The 17,691-nt window shown below is 66.2% G+C and carries 16 protein-coding genes; 5 read left to right on the forward strand and 11 right to left on the reverse strand.

Annotated elements, in window-relative coordinates; translation table 11 throughout:
- Nucleotides 1–54 precede the first annotated feature (54 nt).
- The gene (locus DNX69_RS03595) at nucleotides 55–828 is read left to right on the forward strand and encodes a ferredoxin--NADP reductase (RefSeq protein ID WP_110784631.1); all 774 of its coding nucleotides are present in this window, start codon (nucleotides 55–57) and stop codon (nucleotides 826–828) included.
- 208 nt (nucleotides 829–1,036) lie between these two features.
- Here DNX69_RS03595 and DNX69_RS03600 read toward each other — a convergent pair whose 3' ends face one another.
- Nucleotides 1,037–2,002 (reverse strand): hypothetical protein, encoded by a 966-nt coding sequence (locus DNX69_RS03600; RefSeq protein WP_110784836.1) that lies wholly within the window; start codon nucleotides 2,000–2,002, stop codon nucleotides 1,037–1,039.
- A gap of 209 nt (nucleotides 2,003–2,211) precedes the next feature.
- Between DNX69_RS03600 and DNX69_RS03605 the strand changes: the two genes are divergently transcribed.
- Nucleotides 2,212–2,823, forward strand: a complete 612-nt coding sequence (locus DNX69_RS03605) for a glutathione S-transferase family protein (protein WP_110784632.1) — start codon at nucleotides 2,212–2,214, stop codon at nucleotides 2,821–2,823.
- 33 nt (nucleotides 2,824–2,856) lie between these two features.
- On the opposite strand, the gene DNX69_RS03610 is transcribed toward DNX69_RS03605, so the two are convergent.
- The 7 genes from DNX69_RS03610 to DNX69_RS03640 all read right to left on the reverse strand — a co-directional run bounded on the left by DNX69_RS03610 (nucleotide 2,857) and on the right by DNX69_RS03640 (nucleotide 9,904).
- A complete protein-coding gene (locus DNX69_RS03610; RefSeq protein WP_110784633.1) occupies nucleotides 2,857–3,747 on the reverse strand; it encodes an NAD(P)/FAD-dependent oxidoreductase in 891 nt (296 codons plus the stop codon).
- A 9-nt stretch (nucleotides 3,748–3,756) separates the two neighbouring features.
- Nucleotides 3,757–4,197 carry an RrF2 family transcriptional regulator gene (locus DNX69_RS03615; RefSeq protein WP_110784634.1) on the reverse strand — a complete coding sequence of 147 codons (441 nt, stop codon included), beginning with the start codon at nucleotides 4,195–4,197 and terminating at the stop codon, nucleotides 3,757–3,759.
- A gap of 98 nt (nucleotides 4,198–4,295) precedes the next feature.
- Nucleotides 4,296–4,793 (reverse strand): TPM domain-containing protein, encoded by a 498-nt coding sequence (locus DNX69_RS03620; protein ID WP_110784635.1) that lies wholly within the window; start codon nucleotides 4,791–4,793, stop codon nucleotides 4,296–4,298.
- Nucleotides 4,794–4,806: 13 nt separating this feature from the next.
- On the reverse strand, nucleotides 4,807–5,724 hold the full coding sequence (locus tag DNX69_RS03625) for a TPM domain-containing protein (RefSeq protein ID WP_110784636.1): 918 nt from the start codon (nucleotides 5,722–5,724) through the stop codon (nucleotides 4,807–4,809).
- A gap of 4 nt (nucleotides 5,725–5,728) precedes the next feature.
- Nucleotides 5,729–6,343, reverse strand: a complete 615-nt coding sequence (locus DNX69_RS03630) for a LemA family protein (RefSeq protein ID WP_110784637.1) — start codon at nucleotides 6,341–6,343, stop codon at nucleotides 5,729–5,731.
- A gap of 77 nt (nucleotides 6,344–6,420) precedes the next feature.
- Nucleotides 6,421–8,751, reverse strand: a complete 2,331-nt coding sequence (locus DNX69_RS03635; protein WP_110784638.1) for a xanthine dehydrogenase family protein molybdopterin-binding subunit — start codon at nucleotides 8,749–8,751, stop codon at nucleotides 6,421–6,423.
- Between the two features lie 277 nt (nucleotides 8,752–9,028).
- Nucleotides 9,029–9,904: a dihydrodipicolinate synthase family protein gene (locus DNX69_RS03640; RefSeq protein ID WP_110784837.1), complete on the reverse strand. Its 876-nt coding sequence runs from the start codon at nucleotides 9,902–9,904 to the stop codon at nucleotides 9,029–9,031.
- A 130-nt stretch (nucleotides 9,905–10,034) separates the two neighbouring features.
- On the opposite strand from DNX69_RS03640, the gene DNX69_RS03645 reads away from it, so the two are divergent.
- The 3 genes from DNX69_RS03645 (at nucleotide 10,035) to DNX69_RS03655 (ending at nucleotide 14,396) form a co-directional block, all read left to right on the forward strand.
- Entirely contained in the window at nucleotides 10,035–12,152 is a 2,118-nt protein-coding gene (locus tag DNX69_RS03645) for a S9 family peptidase (protein ID WP_110784639.1), read from the forward strand.
- Between the two features lie 162 nt (nucleotides 12,153–12,314).
- The gene (locus DNX69_RS03650; protein WP_110784640.1) at nucleotides 12,315–13,610 is read left to right on the forward strand and encodes an O-acetylhomoserine aminocarboxypropyltransferase; all 1,296 of its coding nucleotides are present in this window, start codon (nucleotides 12,315–12,317) and stop codon (nucleotides 13,608–13,610) included.
- 3 nt (nucleotides 13,611–13,613) lie between these two features.
- On the forward strand, nucleotides 13,614–14,396 hold the full coding sequence (locus DNX69_RS03655) for an alpha/beta fold hydrolase (protein WP_110784641.1): 783 nt from the start codon (nucleotides 13,614–13,616) through the stop codon (nucleotides 14,394–14,396).
- Between the two features lie 319 nt (nucleotides 14,397–14,715).
- Here the strand turns inward: DNX69_RS03655 and cbbX are convergent, their stop codons facing one another.
- From cbbX to DNX69_RS03670, 3 genes are all read right to left on the reverse strand, one after another.
- Nucleotides 14,716–15,654, reverse strand: coding sequence for a CbbX protein (gene cbbX, locus DNX69_RS03660; protein ID WP_110784642.1), 939 nt, complete (start codon nucleotides 15,652–15,654; stop codon nucleotides 14,716–14,718).
- 2 nt (nucleotides 15,655–15,656) lie between these two features.
- A complete protein-coding gene (locus DNX69_RS03665; RefSeq protein ID WP_011157119.1) occupies nucleotides 15,657–16,079 on the reverse strand; it encodes a ribulose bisphosphate carboxylase small subunit in 423 nt (140 codons plus the stop codon).
- Between the two features lie 120 nt (nucleotides 16,080–16,199).
- Nucleotides 16,200–17,657 carry a form I ribulose bisphosphate carboxylase large subunit gene (locus DNX69_RS03670; RefSeq protein ID WP_110784643.1) on the reverse strand — a complete coding sequence of 486 codons (1,458 nt, stop codon included), beginning with the start codon at nucleotides 17,655–17,657 and terminating at the stop codon, nucleotides 16,200–16,202.
- Nucleotides 17,658–17,691 lie beyond the last annotated feature (34 nt).

A 17,691-nucleotide genomic window follows, 5' to 3' on the forward strand; every position in this document is an offset into this window, starting at 1 on the left:
TCCGCGACATCCTCTCATCGGACGCAGGAATGACCTGCGGTTCAGGAGAAAAGGATGAGTGCATTCCAAACCGAAACGGTGTTGTCGGTCCGGCATTGGACCGACTCGCTGTTCAGTTTCACCGCGACGCGCGATCCAGGTTTCCGGTTCCAGAGCGGACAGTTCGCCATGATCGGCCTCGAGGTCGACGGCCGGCCACTGCTGCGCGCCTACAGCATGGCCAGCGCCAATCATGAGGAAGAGCTGGAGTTCTTCAGCATCAAGGTGCCCGACGGGCCGCTCACATCGCGGTTGCAGAAAATCAAGCAAGGCGACCAGATCCTGGTCGGGCGCAAGGCGACCGGAACGCTGATCGCCGGCAATCTGATTCCCGGCAAGCGACTGTTGCTGCTGTCGACCGGCACCGGGCTGGCCCCTTTCGCCAGCCTGATCAAGGATCCGGAGATCTACGACCTCTACGAATCCATCGTGCTGGTCCACGGCTGCCGACAGATTCCCGAACTGGCCTATGGCGAGCGGTTGGTCGAGGGCCTGCGCGACCATGAGTTCCTCGGCGAGCTGATCCGCGACAAACTGCACTACTACCCAACCGTGACCCGCGAGCCGTTCCGCAACCGCGGCCGCGTCACCGATCTGATCGCATCGGGCCAGCTGTTCGACGATCTCGGCCAGTCTGGTCTCGACCTCGAATCCGACCGGGTGATGCTGTGCGGCAACCCGGCGATGCTCGCCGAACTGCCGGCGATGCTGAGCGAGCGCGGTTTCCGCGAGGGCAACCACAGCGAGCCAGGCCACTTCGTGGTCGAGAAGGCGTTCGTCGAGCGCTGACATCGACGAGCGGCTGCAGGCCGTCGACCCAGCCACGTTCGGCCGCCTCGTGCACAAGGCTGCGGACGCTCGCGGCCTGAACGCGAGCAAGGCCGGAGCCGACGCGTAAGCCGCGACAGATCCGCGAAGCGCCGCTGAAAGCCAGAATCAAAACGGCGCCGCCTGTCTCACAGGCGGCGCCGTTCACGTTCCAGAAGAAGGCGACAGATCAGCGCGAGACGATCAGCCCGCGGTTGGTGACCACCACCCAGCGGCCATCCTGGCGACGGATCGCGTCGACGCGGCCGAGACCGGGCACCGGATCGCCGGCATAGACTTCGTAGGTGCCGGTGCGGCCTTCGATCACCGCGCCGCCGTCGTACACGTCGCGCAGCACCCAGCCGTCGATCGTCGGCAGCCGGCCCGGCTGCGATTTCGCCGGTTCAGGCTTCGGCGCGATCGAGCCGGTGACGTCTTTGGCATTCGCGTCCTTGGCTGCGACGGAGGCCACGTTCGCCGGCGCCGCAGTCTGAGCCTGCGCGGTGCGCAGCTTTTCTACCGTCTCGGTCAGCTTCGCCAGTTTGGCCGCGGGCTCCGCCTGTGCCTTCTCCAGCTTCTCGATCCGGTCCGCGGTCTTGCCGAGCTGCGCCGAATTCTGCTTGGCGGCGTGATCGAGGTCCGCCTTCACGGCGGTCAGTTCGCTCTTGAGCTTCGCAACCTGCATGTCGAGCGTCTTGACCTCGGCCGACGCAGAGGTGGTCTCGGTCTCGCCGCGATGCGACAGGCCGGCGGTGGCGAGCGCACCGCCGACGGCGCCGGCGAGCGCTGCAAGAATCACCGCGGCAGCGACCGCCGCCAGCTTGCGCAGGCCGAAGCGTTGGGCCGCGGACTGGCTGGCTTCGTCCGGCGCCTCGACTTCGATCTCGTCGTCCCAGTGCCGATACCAGTCTTCGCGACGCGGCGGCGCCATGATGGTCACCGTGCCCGCGCGCGGACGGCTGCCGCCGGATGCCCCGGCTTGCGACTGCACCGCATCCGGCTTCGGCGCTTCGAGCTTGGCGGCCTGTGTTCCTGCGGCGGGCGCGGGCGTAGCGGCCGAGCTGTCGTTCGGTGCGCCTGCGGACTGCGCTCCATCGGCCGCGGCGGCCGCGCCGGTCTGCTGTTCGCCGATGGGCTCGTTGCGATGCTCGTCCACGTCTCTCATCCTCCGGATCAACCTACTACTAATCGCTAACTTTGATTACTTGCGAAATCGTTACTTCCCCCGCCGGTTACGGAAATTTCACGAATCGTGAAGAGCGCGCACAGAAATTCGCACCGCGCGGCTTTGCACCGCACGGTGTCCCGGGCTAGGACAGATCGATCATCACAAGGCGCAGCCAAGCGCCGATCAGGGAGACGACCATGAAGCTGTACGATTCGATCGGACCCAATCCTCGCCTGGTGCGGATGTTCATCGCCGAGAAGGGCCTGACGATTCCGACCCAAACGCTCGACATCCGCGCCGGCGAGAATCGCAAGCCCGAACATCTCGTGCGCAATCCCCACGGCCAGACGCCCACTCTCGAACTCGACAATGGCAGCTTCTTGGCAGAGGTCACCGCGATCTGCGAATATCTCGAAGAGAAGCATCCAGAGCCGCCGTTGATCGGCACCACGCCGGAAGAGCGCGCCGAATGCCGGATGTGGACGCGGCGGATCGACCTGTACATCTGCGAACCGCTGACCAACGGCTTCCGCTTCGCCGAAGGCCTGAAGATGTTTCAGAACCGCATGGTGTGCGTGCCAGAAGCGGCACCGGGCCTGAAGAAGATGGCGGCCGATCGCATCCGCTGGATGAACGAGCAGATGCAGGGCAAGGACTACGTCTGCGGCTCACGACTGACGCTGGCCGATCTGCTGCTGTACGGCTGGCTCGATTTCGGTGCCCAGGTCGGCCAGCCGCTCGATCCCGCCAACACCACGATCGCCGAGTGGTTCAAGCGGATCGCCGCGCGACCGTCGGCGAAGGCGTAGCGTTTCGTCCGGCGTGAGCGCTCTGCGCGGCGCTCACGCGTCCGGCCAGACCAGAGACCGATGCAGGCTGGCGCCGGCCCAGGCTCCATCGGCAACTGCCAGCGACAGAGAATGCGGCACACGCGCCGCATCGCCGCAGGCGAACGCGCCGGGCACGCTGGTCTGTTTGCCGTCGTCGGTTTGAATCTGGGTGCCGAACGGGGTTTCGGCGAGCGCGCAGCCCAACGCTTGCGCGATCGGCGTCGCCGGTTCGTTGCGGCTCGCGGTGAAGATGCCGGCGAACGGCAACTTCCGTCCGTCGCTCAGCACGACGTCGGCACGGCCTTCGATCCGCGCGATCGGTGTCTCGTCGATCGCAACGCCACGCGCGGCAAGATCCTCCCGCCCGGCCTCGTCGAGCGCCAGCGCGGCGTTGGTGAACAGCGTCACCTCGCCCCATTCCGGCAACAATTGCGCCTGATGCAGCGACATCGGCCCGGTGGCGATCACCGCGATGCGGCCGTTGTCGAGTTCGTAGCCGTGGCAATACGGACAGAGGAATACGCTGTCGCCCCAACGCTCCTGCAGCCCTTCGATCGCCGGCAGCGTGTCGGAGACGCCGGTGGCGAACAGCAGTCGCCGCGCATGATGGCGCGCGCCGTCGCCGGTCTCGACCACGAACGCATCTTTGCGGCCGCTCGCCGCGTGCGCGGTGTCGTCGACCCAGCTCAGCGTCGGATAGGCCTGGAGCTGACGACGTGCGGTTGTGGCGATCGCCGCCGGATCGGCGCCGTCCTGCGACAGGAAGCCATGCGAATGCGCGGCGAAGCGGTTGCGGCGCTGGCCCGCATCGATCACCCGCACGCTGCGGCGCGCGCGAACGAGCTGGAGCGCGGCCGCCATTCCAGCATAGGAGCCGCCGATGACGATGACGTCGTGGTGCATGTGAACTCCTTAAGTACGCGTCCGATGCGCGGCGTAGCGGCGGTTGAAGTCGGCCGACAATCTGGCCAACGTGATCTTGCCGAGCCGGTCCAGCAGCAGCGCCTCGGCTTCGGCGAATGCGTCGTCGAGCGCAGCGTTCACCGCCTGCTCGACCAGGCATTGCGGCGCTTCGTGGCGGTTGCCGATCGCGAACACCGTCGGCTCGCCGAGCGCATCGTAGAGATCGCGCAAGGTGACCGCGTTCAGATCGGCGACGATCTGCCAGCCACCCGATGGTCCGCGCGCAGAGGCGACGAGCCCTGCATCGCGCAGCAGGCCCATCGTCCGCCGCACCACCACCGGGTTGGTACACATGCAGGCGGCGAGGGTTTCGGAGGTCATCGGCTCGCCGCGCTCCGCCATATGCAGCAGGGCGTGCAGGACCGAGGACAGGCGACTGTCTCGTTTCATGTAACTTCAAATATTACGAATTAGTCGCAGATGCAAGGGCCACGTCTCGGCCTTGTCGAAGACAGCCTTTCTGCGGCCAACCGAGGGGCTTGCGCCGACTAGACCACTACCGGTGCGTCGGGCAGTTCGTTGTCGTTGGGGCCGTTTCGTGGAAAGTGTTCGGCCAGATGCGCGGTGATGCGGTCGATGCCACGCAGCACGCCCTGCTCGAACCGGCCTTCGCGAAACTCCGCCTCCATCTCGCGGCAGATCGCTTCCCAGGAGTCGGCGTCGACGCGTCCGTCGATGCCGCGATCGGCGATGATCTCGACGTTGTGGTCGGCGAGCAGCAGATAGATCAACACGCCGTTGTTATGCTCGGTGTCCCAGATCCGAAGCTGCGAGAAGATGTCGAGCGCGCGCTCCCGCGCCGGCTGATCGCGAAACAGCGGTGCGCCGTCGAGCGCGCCTTCGACGACGAAGCGGATCTGCCCGGCGTGGCGGGCCTCGCTGGCCTTGATGGCGCGCTCGATCGCGTCGAACGCAGCCGGCGAGAACGCGCGGTGAACCTTGCCGCGGCTGGTGAACAGATGCTTGCCGATCCGCCGAATGCCCATCGCGTATCTCCGCTCACCAGTTGCCCGAGGCGCCGCCGCCACCGAAGCTGCCACCCCCGCCGCTGAAACCGCCGCCGCCGCTGCCCGACCCGCTCGACCACGACGAGCCGCTGCCGCCGCCGGACCAACCACCGCGGCGCCCGGAGGGCATCATCGGCCCGCCGAACAGATCGATCACCAGCGCCAGCAGAAACGCGGCAAAGCCGGCCACCAGCGCGATGTACCAGACCAGACCGAACAGCATCGCTACCGTGCCGACGATGACGCCGGTGAGCCCGGAGGCGGCGACGCGGCCGAGCGCCGCCTTCAGAAATCCGTTGAGCACCAGCGTGCCGAACAGCAGCGGGATCGCCCAGCCGGTCAACTCGTCCATCGATTCCGGCGACGACCACTCGTGCTGCGGCTGCGGCGTCGGCAGCGGCTCGCCGTCGATCACGCTCATCATCCGGTCGACGCCGGCCTCGACGCCACCGTCGAAATCCCCGGCCTTGAATTTCGGCGTGATGATCTCGTCGATGATGCGCTTGGCGGTGACGTCCGGCAGCGCGCCTTCGAGACCGTAACCGACCTCGATGCGCAGCTTGCGGTCGTTCTTGGCGACCAGCAGGATCGCGCCGTCGTCGACCTTGTTGCGGCCGATCTTCCACGCTTCGGCGACCCGGATCGAGAACTGCTCGATCGCCTCGGGCTGCGTCGTCGGCACGATCAGCACCGCAATCTGGCTGCCCTTGCGGGCCTCGAACGCCTTCAGCTTCTGATCGAGCCGCGCGATCGCACCTTCGGACAGCGTGCCGGTCTGATCGACGACGCGGCCGGTCAGTGCCGGCACCGCCACGTCGGCCCACGCGAACGGCGCCAGCGCCGCCGCGATCACGCACAGCAGCGCCGCCAGCCATCCGGCGCGGACGGCGCGCATCGTGGCCCCGACCATCGGCTTACTTGGCCGGCGCTGGCGCCGGGGTCGGGTTGAAATCGACCTTGGGCGCGGTCGAGATTTCCTTCTCGTTCTCCACGGTGAAGTTCGGCTTTTCCTTGTAGCCGAACAGCATCGCGGTGAAGTTGGTCGGCACCGAGCGCACCGTGACGTTGTAGGCCGCTACAGCCTTGATGTAGCGGTTCCGCGCCACGGTGATGCGGTTCTCGGTGCCTTCGAGTTGCGCCATCAGGTTCTTGAACAGCTCGTCGGATTTGAGCTGCGGATAGTTTTCGGTGACGACCAACAGCCGCGACAGCGCGCTCGACAGTTCGCCCTGCGCCTGCTGGAACTTCTGGAACGCGGCGGGATCGTTCAGCACCTCGGGCGTCGCCTGGATGCTGCCGACCTTGGCACGGGCGTTGGTGACGCCGAGCAGCACGTCCTTTTCCTGCTGGGCGAAGCCCTTCACCGAGTTGACCAGGTTGGGCACCAGATCGGCACGCCGCTGATATTGGTTAACAACTTCCGACCAGGTCGACTTCACTTCCTGGTCTTCGCTCTGGATGGTGTTGTAGCCGCAATTGCTCAGGCTGAGCGCGGCGAGCGCCGCCAGTACCGTCAGAAACTTCCGCATCGATCTCTCCCGCACGCGAACCGGCGCAGCATAGCATGCGCCGGTGTATCTTTGTCGGTATTGGGGGTGTCGAGGGTCTAAGCCGCCTGGGCCGACTTAGCGTCCTGGATCGCGCGCCAGACCTTTTCCGGGGTCAGCGGCGTGTTCAGGGTGGTGACGCCGAGCGGGGCCAGCGCGTCGAGCACACCGTGCACCACGCAAGGCGGGCCGCCGATCGCGCCGGATTCGCCGCAGCCCTTGGCACCGAGCGGGTTGGTCCGGCACGGCGCCGACGGATCGAGCGTGACGTTGATCGGCGGCAGATTGTCGGCGCGCGGGATGCAGTAGTCGAGATAGCTCGCGGTCAGGAGCTGGCCGTCGTCATTATAGGCGGCGTTCTCGTACAGCGCCTGGCCGACGCCCTGGGCGACGCCGCCATGGATCTGGCCGGCGACCAGCATCGGGTTCACCGCATTGCCGACGTCGTCCACCGTGGTGTAGCGCACCACGCGGCTGACGCCGGTCTCCGGGTCGACCTCGACCTCGCAGATGTGCGCGCCGTTCGGCCACGACGGTCCGTCGACCTCGCCGGTGGAGTCGACGCTGAGGCGCGCGCCCTTCTCCTTGGCGGCGATCTCGAACAGGCTGATCTTGCGGTCGGTGCCGGCGATGGTCAGCATGCCGCCGGAGTATTCAATGTCCTCGACCGAGGCTTCGAGGATGTTGGCGGCCTTCTCGCGCGCCTTGGCGATCATCTCCACCGACGAGACCGCCACCGCGGTGCCGCCGACGAATAGCGAGCGCGAACCGACGCTGCCGAAGCCGACCGCCAGATCGGTGTTGCCCTGCACGACGTCGATCCTGTCGAGCGGAATGTCGAGCGCCGCGGCGATCATCTGGGTGTAGGTGGTCTCCAGCCCCTGCCCCATCGCCTGGGTGCCGGAATGCAGCACCACGCGGCCTTCGGCTGTGGCGTGCAGCTTGACGTTCTCGGTGTGGGCGCGGCCGCCGGTCCATTCGATGTAGCTGGTGACGCCGCGGCCGTAGAGCAGGCCCTTCTTCTGTGCCGCCTTCTTGCGGGCCTTGAAGCCGTCCCAGTCGGACAGTTCGGCAGCGCGGTCCATCATGTGGGCGAACGCGCCGCTGTCGTACACCTGGCCGACCGCGTTGGTGTAGGGCAGTTGCGACGGCTTGATGTAGTTGACCTTGCGGATCGCGCGCGGATCCATGTTGAGTTGGCGCGCGGCGGCGTCCATCAGCCGCTCGACGATGTACACCGCTTCAGGCCGCCCGGCGCCGCGATAGGCGCCGACCGGCGCGGTGTGGGTCATCACCGCCTTGATGTCGAAATGCACCACCGGCAAGTGATATACGCCGGTCTGCACGAACGGACCGAGCACCAGCGGGATGATCACGCCAGCGCCGGCCAGATACGCACCGGTGCCGCCGATCGAGCTGACGCGATAGGCCAGCACCTTGCCTTTGGCGTCGAGCGCGAACGAGGCGGTCGAGGTCAGGTCGCGGCCGTGGGTACCGCCGACGAATTCGTCGGTGCGGTCGCCGCGCCAGCGGATCTTGCGATTCAGCTTCACCGCCGCGTAAGCGACCAGCGCGTCTTCCGGATAGACGCCGGTCTTCTGGCCGAAGCCGCCGCCGATGTCGCCGACCAGCACCTGGATGCTGTCCTTCGGCCGCTTCAGAATGGCATCTGCGAGGGTGTCGCGGGTCGCGCCTGGCGTCTGCGACTGGGTGTGCAGGATCAGCCGGCCGGTCTTCTTCTCGATCTCCGCAATGGTCGAGCGCGGCTCCATCGCCGACGGGATCAGCCTCTGGCTGACGAGATCGAGCGACACGGTGTGGGCGGCGCTGGCAAACGCAGCATCGACCTTGGCGGCATCGCCATAGCTCATCGCGGCGACGACGTTGTCCGGCGTCTCCGCCCACACCGCCGGCGCGCCGGGCTGGATCGCCGCGGTCGGATCGGTCACCGCCGGCAGTTCGTTGTATTCCACCGCGATCGCCTCGATCGCCGCCTGCGCGGCGAGCTGCGAGGTCGCGACCACCGCGGCGACCGGCTCGCCGACAAAGCGCACCTTCTCATGCGCCAGCAGCCGGCGCGGCGGCAGCGCCATCGGCGAGCCGTCCGGCCGCTTGAAGATCGGCAGCGTCGGAATGGTGCCGACATCGTCAGCGACGAGATCGGCGCCGGTCAGCACCGCTTCCACCCCCGGCATCCCCTTCGCCGCCTCGGTGTCGATCGAGACAATGTCGGCATGCGCATGCGGGGAGCGCATCACCACCAGCCACAGTGCGCCATCGGCGGCCCTGTCGTCGAGGTAGCCGCCGTGCCCGGTGAGCAGGCGCTGATCCTCGAGACGCTTGACGGGCTGGCCCGCACCGAACCGCATGGAGCCGGGGAGAATGTTCATGCCGTTTCCTTTTGTTGCTTGCTTGGCCGCAGTTTTAGCGGAGAACCAAGCGGTACGCCAAGAGGGGCGCCTCTTCTCCCCTCCCCCTTGCGGGGAGGGGGGCGAGGGTGGGGCCACGAGCGAGGCGCCCGCCGCGCATGGAGTCACACTTTAGACCTCTCCGTCGTCATTCCGGGGCGCGCGAAGCGCGAGCCCGGAATCCATAACCACCACCTGTGAGTATGGATTCCGGGCCTGCGCCCCGATGGGGCGCATCCCGGAATGACGATGGCGAGGTTTACGCGATCTCCGCCAGCACCTTCTCCACCGCTTTCCGCTCCTCCGTCGTCAGCGCGGCCTGCGGCGGGATCGGGTCGCCGACGTCGTAACCTTGCAGCGCCAGGCCGGCCTTGATGCAGGCGGCGAGGTTGAATTTGGCGAAGGATTCGTTGACGCGCCACAGCTTGCGCTGCAGCTTCAAGGCCTCGTCCCAGCGCTGCGCCTTGCACAGCTCGTACAGCTCAACGCTCTGGCGCGGCGCGATGCAGGCGGGGCCGGCCATCCAGCCCACACCGCCGATCAGCATTACCGCCGCCGGAATGTGCGCAGAGGCCGAGAACACCTGCAGCGCATCGCCGCAGCGACCCATGATCGACAACAGCCGGCCGGTGTTGGTCGAGGCATCCTTGATGTAGCGAATCCGCGGATGCTCGGCGAGCCGCGCAATCACGTCGAGCGTCAGATCGGAGCGCTGGAATTGCGGGTTGGTGTAGATCACCACCGGGATCTCCACCGCGTCCGCGATGGCGCGGAAATAGCTTTCGATCTGCGCATCCTTGAGCGGGAAATAAGCCTCCAGAATCGCCAGGATGCCGTCGGCGCCGAGCTTCTCGTACAGCTTCGCCTGCGCCACCGCATCCGCCACCGAGGTCGAGGCGACGCCGGCGACCACCGGCACGCGGCGCTGCGCGGCCTCGATCGTCGCTCGCACCACCGCCTCGCGTTGCGCGGAGCCGAGATAGGCGAATTCGCCGGTCGAACCGAGCGGCGTCAGCCCATGCACGCCGGCCTGGATCAGATCGTCGCACAGCCGTCCCATCACATCGGCGCGAACGCGGCCGTCCGCATCGATCGGAGACACCAGATAAGGGAATACGCCGTGAAAATCCGCCATCATCCAATCCGCCAATTGTCCACATCCGACCGCCGGAACCGGCGCCCGCGCCTATCCAGCGCAATCCGCCCGGCGCCGCAAGGCAGAAACGTGCTAAGCCTGCCTGCCCCACCCTGAACGAGACCTGCCGATGACCTCTGCCCTGCCCCGTGCCACCAACCAGCAACCGCCGGTCGCGCCGCGCCGTCCGCATCAATTCACCACTCACGGCATCACGCTGACCGACGACTATGCCTGGCTGAAGGATCCGAATTGGCAGGAGGTGCTGCGCGATCCGTCGCTGCTCGATCCGGACATTCGCGCCTATCTCGAAGCCGAGAACGGCTACACCGACAGCGTGCTCGGCCACACCGACGCTTTGCAGAAAAAGCTGGTCGCCGAGATGCGCGGCCGGATCAAGGAGGACGATTCCAGCGTCCCGTCGCCGGATGGCCCTTACGCTTACTTGCGTAAGTATCGCGAGGGTGGTCAGCATCCGCTGTACGGCCGCGTCGCCCGCGACGGCAGCGGCGAGATCGACATCGTGCTCGACGGCGACGAACTCGCCAAGGGCCACGACTACTTCCAGTTCGGCGACCGTCGGCACTCGCTGGACCACAAGCTCGAAGGCTGGAGCGCAGACACCAAGGGCTCGGAATACTACACCATCCGCGTCCGCGACTGGGTGACCAAGCAGGACCTGCCCGATGTGGTCGAAGAGACCGACGGCGGCTTGGTGTGGACCGCGGATTCGACCGCGTTCTTCTACGTCAAGCTCGACGACAATCATCGCCCGATGCAGGTGTGGCTGCACAAGCTCGGCACCCAGCAGGCCGACGACCTTCTGGTTTACGAAGAACAGGACTCCGGCTGGTTCACCCACATCCATGAAAGCACCAGCGGCCGGTTCTGCGTCATCGCCGGCGGCGACCACGAGACCTCGGAAGCGCGGCTGATCGACGTGACCGATCCGACCGCGCCGCCGCGCCTGGTCGCCAAGCGCGAACTCGGCGTGCAGTATTCGCTCGGCGACCGCGGCGACGAACTGTTCATCCTCACCAATGCCGACGGTGCGATCGACTTCAAGATCGTCACCGCGCCGCTGGCCCAGCCGACCCGGGACAATTGGCGCGACCTGATCCCGCACCGCGCCGGGATCTATGTGATCGACTTCGATCTCACCACCGGCCATCTGATCCGGCTGGAGCGCGCCAATGCGCTACCGTCGATCACCATCCGCGATCTCAAAAGCGGCGACGAACACGCCATCGCGTTCGCCGAGACCGCGTATTCGCTCGGCACCATCGGCGGCTACGAGTTCGACACCACCAACCTGCGGTTCTCATATTCGTCGATGACGACGCCGTCGGAGGTCTACGACTACGACATGGCGACGCGGCAGAGGGTCTTGCGCAAGCGCCAGGAGATTCCCTCCGGCCACAATCCGGCCGATTACGTCACCACCCGGATCATGGCGAAGGCGGACGACGGCGCCGAGGTGCCGGTGTCGATCCTGCATCGGGCCGGCCTCAAGCTCGACGGCCAGGCGCCGCTGCTGCTGTATGGCTATGGTTCCTACGGCCACGCCATGGGCGCCGGCTTCTCGGCCAACGCGCTGTCGCTGGTCGACCGCGGCTTCGTCTATGCGATCGCCCATATCCGCGGCGGCGCCGACAAGGGCTGGGGCTGGTATCTCGACGGCAAGCGCGAGAAGAAGACCAACTCGTTCGACGACTTCGCGGCCAGCGCCCGCGCGTTGATTGCGGCGAACTACACCGCGCCCAAGCGCATCGTCGCCCACGGCGGCAGCGCCGGCGGCATGCTGATGGGCGCAGTCGCCAATCGCGCCGGCGAGCTGTTCGCCGGCATCGTCGCCGAGGTGCCGTTCGTCGACGTGCTCAACACCATGCTGGACGACACCCTGCCGCTGACGCCTCCCGAGTGGCCGGAATGGGGCAATCCGATCCAGAGCGAAGCCGACTTCAAGACCATCCTGTCGTATTCGCCCTACGACAACGTCGAGCCTAAGGAGTATCCGGCGATCCTGGCGATGGGCGGCCTCACCGATCCGCGCGTCACCTATTGGGAGCCGGCCAAATGGGTCGCAAAGCTGCGCGCCACCATGACGGGCGGCGGCCCGGTGCTGCTGCGCATCAACATGGGCGCCGGCCACGGCGGCGCCTCCGGCCGCTTCAGCCGGCTCGACGAAATCGCGATCGTCTATGCGTTCGCGCTGTGGGCGGTCGGTAAGGCTGACGCCGCCGCGTGAGCGTGGCATAAAGCCCCAAACGACGCCCTCTCCCCGTCATTGCGAGCGCAGCGAAGCAATCCAGAAGCGCCGAGCACCGGGCCCCTGGATTGCTTCGTCGCTCCGCTCCTCGCAATGACGGACACAAACTAACAAATTTTCAGGAAACAACCCGAGCACATCATGGCCGCACCCAAACCGCCCGGATTTGAAACCCTCAGCCTGCACGCCGGACAACATCCCGATCCGCTGACCGGCTCGCGTGCGGTGCCGATCTATCAGACCACGTCCTATGTGTTTCAGGACACCGACCACGCCGCCGCGCTGTTCAACATGGAGCGGCCCGGCCACCTGTACACGCGGATCTCCAACCCGACTATCGCGGTGCTGGAAGAGCGGATCGCCGCACTGGAGAACGGCGTCGGCGCGGTGGCGACGGCGAGCGGCATGGCGGCGCTGCATCTGGCGATCGCGACGCTGCTGAACGCCGGCGATCACATCGTCGCATCATCCTCGCTGTACGGCGGCACGATCAACCTGCTCGCGCACACGCTGCCGCGGTTCGGCATCACCACCAGTTTCGTCGCGCCGCGCGACCACGCCGGCCTCGCGGCGGCGATCCAGTCGAACACCAGGCTGATGATCGGCGAGACCATCGGCAATCCGGGCCTCGAAGTGCTCGACATCCCGAAGGTCGCGGCGATCGCCCACGAGGCGAAGATTCCGCTCTTGATCGACAACACCTTCGCGACGCCCTACCTGAGCAAGCCGATCGAGCTCGGCGCCGACATCGTGATGCATTCGGCGACCAAATGGCTCGGCGGCCATGGCATCGCGATCGGCGGCGTGCTGGTCGACGGCGGCCGGTTCGACTGGCGCAGCTCCGGCAAGTTTCCGACGCTGACCGAGCCCTATGCCGGCTATCACGACGTCGTCTTCGACGAGCAGTTCGGCCCGCCCGCCTTCGTCATCCGCGCGCGGATGGAGGGGCTTCGCGATTTCGGCGCGTGTCTTTCGCCGACCAACGCGTTTCAGCTGCTGCAGGGCATCGAGACGCTGCCGGTGCGGATGGATCGGCACGTCGCCAACACCAAAGCGGTGCTCGATTTCCTCCAGGCCAACAAAGCGGTCGATTGGGTGCTGCATCCGACGCTGGAGAACCACCCGGACTACGACCTCGCTAAGACGCAGCTGCCGAACGGCGCCGGCTCGATCATCTCGTTCGGCATCAAGGGCGGCCGCGCCGCCGGCCGCAAGTTCATCGAAGCGCTGCGGCTGACCAGCCATCTCGCCAATGTCGGCGACGCCAAGACGCTGGTGATCCATCCGGCTTCGACCACGCATCAGCAGATGAGCGCCGAACAACTGAAGGCCGCCGGCATCGGCGAGGAGCTGATCCGGCTGTCGGTCGGGATCGAGACCGCCGACGACATTATCGCTGACCTGGCGCAGGCTCTGCGCGTGTCGCAGAAGGGCTGAGCCATGCAGATCAAGGTCAACGGAACAGACACCTTCGTCGCCACCGGCGGCAAGCCGTTCGACGCGTCGCTGCCCGCCGCGGTGTTCATCCATGGTGCCGGCTTCGATCGCTCGGTGTGGGCGCTGCAGACACGCTGGTTCGCGCATCATGGCTACGCCGTGCTGGCGCCGGATCTGCCCGGCCACGGCCGCTCCGGTGGCGAGCCGCTGAAGACGATCGCCGAAATGGCCGACTGGATCGCGGCGCTGCTCGACGCCACGGGCGCGCAAGCTGCCAAGCTGATCGGCCACTCGATGGGCTCGCTGATCGCGCTGGAGACCGCCGCACGGCACCCGGCCAAGGTGGCGTCACTGGCGCTGATCGGCACCACCTCGACCATGGCGGTCGGCCCCGATCTCTTGAAAGCCGCCGAAGCCAACGATCCCGCCGCAGTTGCGATGATGACGATCTGGGGCCTCGGCCCGGATGCCGAGATCGGCGGCAACCTCGCGCCCGGCCTGTGGATGCACGGCGGCTCGGTGCGCGTGCTCGAGGCCAACAAGCCCGGCGTGATCTTCAACGATCTGTCCGCCTGCAACGACTACAAGGATGCGCTGGCGGCGGCGGCAAAGATCACCGTGCCGACGCTGTTCATCCTCGGCGAGCGAGACATGATGACCCCGACCAAGAACGGCAAGACGCTGGCGGCGGCAATCGCCGGCTCACGCACCGTGATCCTGAAAGGCGCCGGTCACACCATGATGGTCGAGCGCCCGGACGACGTGCTGAAGGCGCTGCAGGGATAAGCGTCCGCCAGCCCCACGCTCGTCATTCCGGGGCGCTCGCGAGAGCGAGCGAACCCGGAATCTCGAGCTTGTGGAGCACCCGTCGTCGCAACAACTTCTGGATTCCGGGTTCGCGCTTCGCGCGCCCCGGAATGACTATGTTGGGCTAGGCTGGAATGCATCAACCCCGAGCGCAGCGAACTCCCTCGCCCCGCTCTTCGCGGGGAGAGGGTTGGGGTGAGGGGCGACGCGGGCACTGAGTCTCGACCACGATGAGACGCCCCCTCGCCCGGATTGCTGCGCAATCCGACCTCTCCCCGCGCGCGAGGAGAGGTGACAACTACGTCCCGTTTCCAGCACCACTCCCCTCACCCTTCCCGAACACCCGGCTCGCCAGCACATCGCCCGCTTCGATCGTCATGATGTCCTCGGCGGTGAGCGAGCGGTCGAGGTCGGCGATCAGGCGGTTGGCCTGGCGGAGGCGGATGCGGTCGAGGGCGTTGCGGATCGAGCGGGCGTTGGCGAACAACGGCTGGGTCTTGCGGATGCCGATGTAGCGCTCGAACGCGGCCTTCGCTTCGGGGGAGAAGTGATAGTTCTGCTCGGTCAGCATCCCCTCGGCAATTCCCAGCAGTTCACCGTCGGTGTAGTCCGGGAAGTCGATATGGTGGGCGATCCGCGAGCGGAAGCCGGGATTGCTCTGGAAGAACTTCTCCATCCGGTCGGCATAGCCGGCCAGGATCACCACCAGATCGTCGCGCTGGTTCTCCATCACCTGGAGCAGGATCTCGATCGCTTCCTGGCCGTAGTCGCGTTCGTTCTCCGGGCGATACAGATAGTAGGCCTCGTCGATGAACAGCACGCCGCCCATCGCCTTCTTCAGCACTTCCTTGGTCTTCGGCGCGGTATGGCCGATATACTGCCCGACCAGTTCGTCGCGGGTCACCGAGACGACATGGCCGCGGCGAACGAAGCCGAGCTTGTGCAGGATCGAGGCGATGCGCAGCGCCACCGTGGTCTTGCCGGTGCCGGGATTGCCGGTGAACGACATGTGCAAGGTGGGGTTGCCGGTGGCGAGCCCCATCCGCTTGCGCAGCCGTTCGACCAGCAGCAGCGCCGCAATCTCGCGGATCCTGGTCTTCACCGGCCTCAGCCCGATCAGCTCGCGATCGAGCTGATCCAGCACCTCGCCGATGCCGACCTCGTTGAACTCGGCGCGGAGGTCGACGCGCGCGGGCGGCGCGTCGTCTCCGTCGGGCGTCGTTGCGGTCGTGTCCACGATCAGCCTCCGTAGCGGCGGCCTTCAGGCTTGTCGGCCGAATAGGCGCGCGTGGTGTAACGCATGTTGCGGCCGTCGGACTCCTGACGGTCGAGCCGGAAGCCGGGCTCGTCCTTCGGGCGGTTGACGATGAACGACAGCCGCACCGATTCCCAGCCGTGCGAAGAATCGAACGCCGACAGCCGGATGTAACGATCGCCGTAGATCTTGCGGCATTCGTTCAGTTCCATCATCACGCCGGCGGCGTCCTGCAGATCGAACATCGGCAGGCCCCACATGTCCCAATAGGTGTTGCGGGGATGCGGATCGTCGGTGAATTCGAGGTTCACCGCCCAGCCCTTGGACAGCGCGTATTGCACCTGGGCGGCGATCTGCTCGTCGGTGAGATCGGGCAGGAACGAGAAACAGCCTTGGGTCAGTCGCATGGAATTACTCCTTATATCTTGCCAATCGATGAGACCCGTCATTGCGAGCGAAGCGAAGCAATCCAGTGCGTCGAGCACGGAGCCTGGATTGCTTCGTCGCTTCGCTCCTCGCAATGACGGCTACACCGAGACCGACGGGGTCGGCGCGTAATCGGGCGTGTCGGTGGATTCGTAGTTGAAGGTCACATTCTTCCAAGTATCGAGCGCGGCCTTCAGCGGCGTGCAGGTTTGCGCCGCCTTGGCGAGGATTTCCGGACCCTCGTGCAGGTAGTCCCGGCCCTCGTTGCGGGCGAGGATCATCGCTTCCAGCGCGACGCGGTTGGCGGTGGCGCCGGCCGCTATGCCCATCGGATGGCCGATGGTGCCGCCGCCGAACTGCAGCACGACGTCTTCGCCGAGCAGGTGTAACAGCTGATGCATCTGGCCGGCGTGGATGCCGCCGGAGGCCACCGGCATCAGCTTGTTGAGGCTGGCCCAATGCTGGTCGAAGAACAGGCCGTTCTCCAGCGCCATCGGGTTGAAGTCCTCGCGGCAGATGTCGTAGTAGCCCTTGGTGGTCGCCGGATCGCCTTCGAGCTTGCCGACCACGGTGCCGGCATGGATGTGGTCGACGCCGGCGAGCCGCATCCACTTGGCGATGACGCGGAACGACACGCCGTGATTGCGCTGGCGGGTGTAGGTCGAGTGACCGGCACGATGCAGATGCAGAATCATGTCGTTCTTGCGCGCCCACTTCGCCATCGACTGGATCGCGGTGTAGCCGATCACGAGGTCGATCATCACGATGATCGAGCCGAGCTCCTTGGCGTATTCGGCGCGCTCGTACATGTCCTCCATCGTCGCCGCGGTGACGTTGAGGTAGGTGCCTTTGATCTCGCCGGTCTGGGCCTGCGCCTTGTTGACCGCCTCCATGCAGTATTGGAAGCGTTCGCGCCAATGCATGAACGGCTGCGAGTTGATGTTCTCGTCGTCCTTGGTGAAGTCGAGACCGCCCTTCAGCGCCTCGTACACCACGCGGCCGTAGTTGCGGCCCGACAGGCCGAGCTTCGGCTTGACGGTGGCGCCGAGCAAGGGACGTCCGAACTTGTCCATGCGCTCGCGCTCGACCACGATGCCGGTCGCCGGGCCCTGGAACGTCTTCACATAGGCGATCGGCAGCCGCATGTCCTCGAGCCGCAGCGCCTTCAGCGGCTTGAAGCCGAACACGTTGCCGATGATCGACGCGGTCAGATTGGAGATGGAACCCGGCTCGAACAAATCGAGGTCGTAGGCGATGTAGGCGAAGTACTGGCCGGGCGAATTCGGCACCGGGTCAACCCGGTAGCATTTGGCGCGATACTTCTCGGCCGCGGTCAGGCGGTCGGTCCACACCACCGTCCAGGTCGCGGTGGACGATTCACCGGCGACGGCCGCGGAGGCTTCGATCGGATCGACGCCGTCCTGCGGGGTGACGCGGAACAACGCGATGACGTCGGTGTCCTTCGGCTCGTAGTCGGGCTCCCAATAGCCCATCTTCTTGTATTCCATCACGCCGGACTTGTAGCGGTCCTTGCCGCGGATGGTGACAGCTTCGTTCATGTCGTCCTCCTTGAAAGCCTTGAAAGCCCTGGCC

The organism is Rhodopseudomonas palustris (assembly GCF_003226555.1).
Classification (GTDB): Bacteria; Pseudomonadota; Alphaproteobacteria; order Rhizobiales; family Xanthobacteraceae; genus Rhodopseudomonas; species Rhodopseudomonas palustris_I.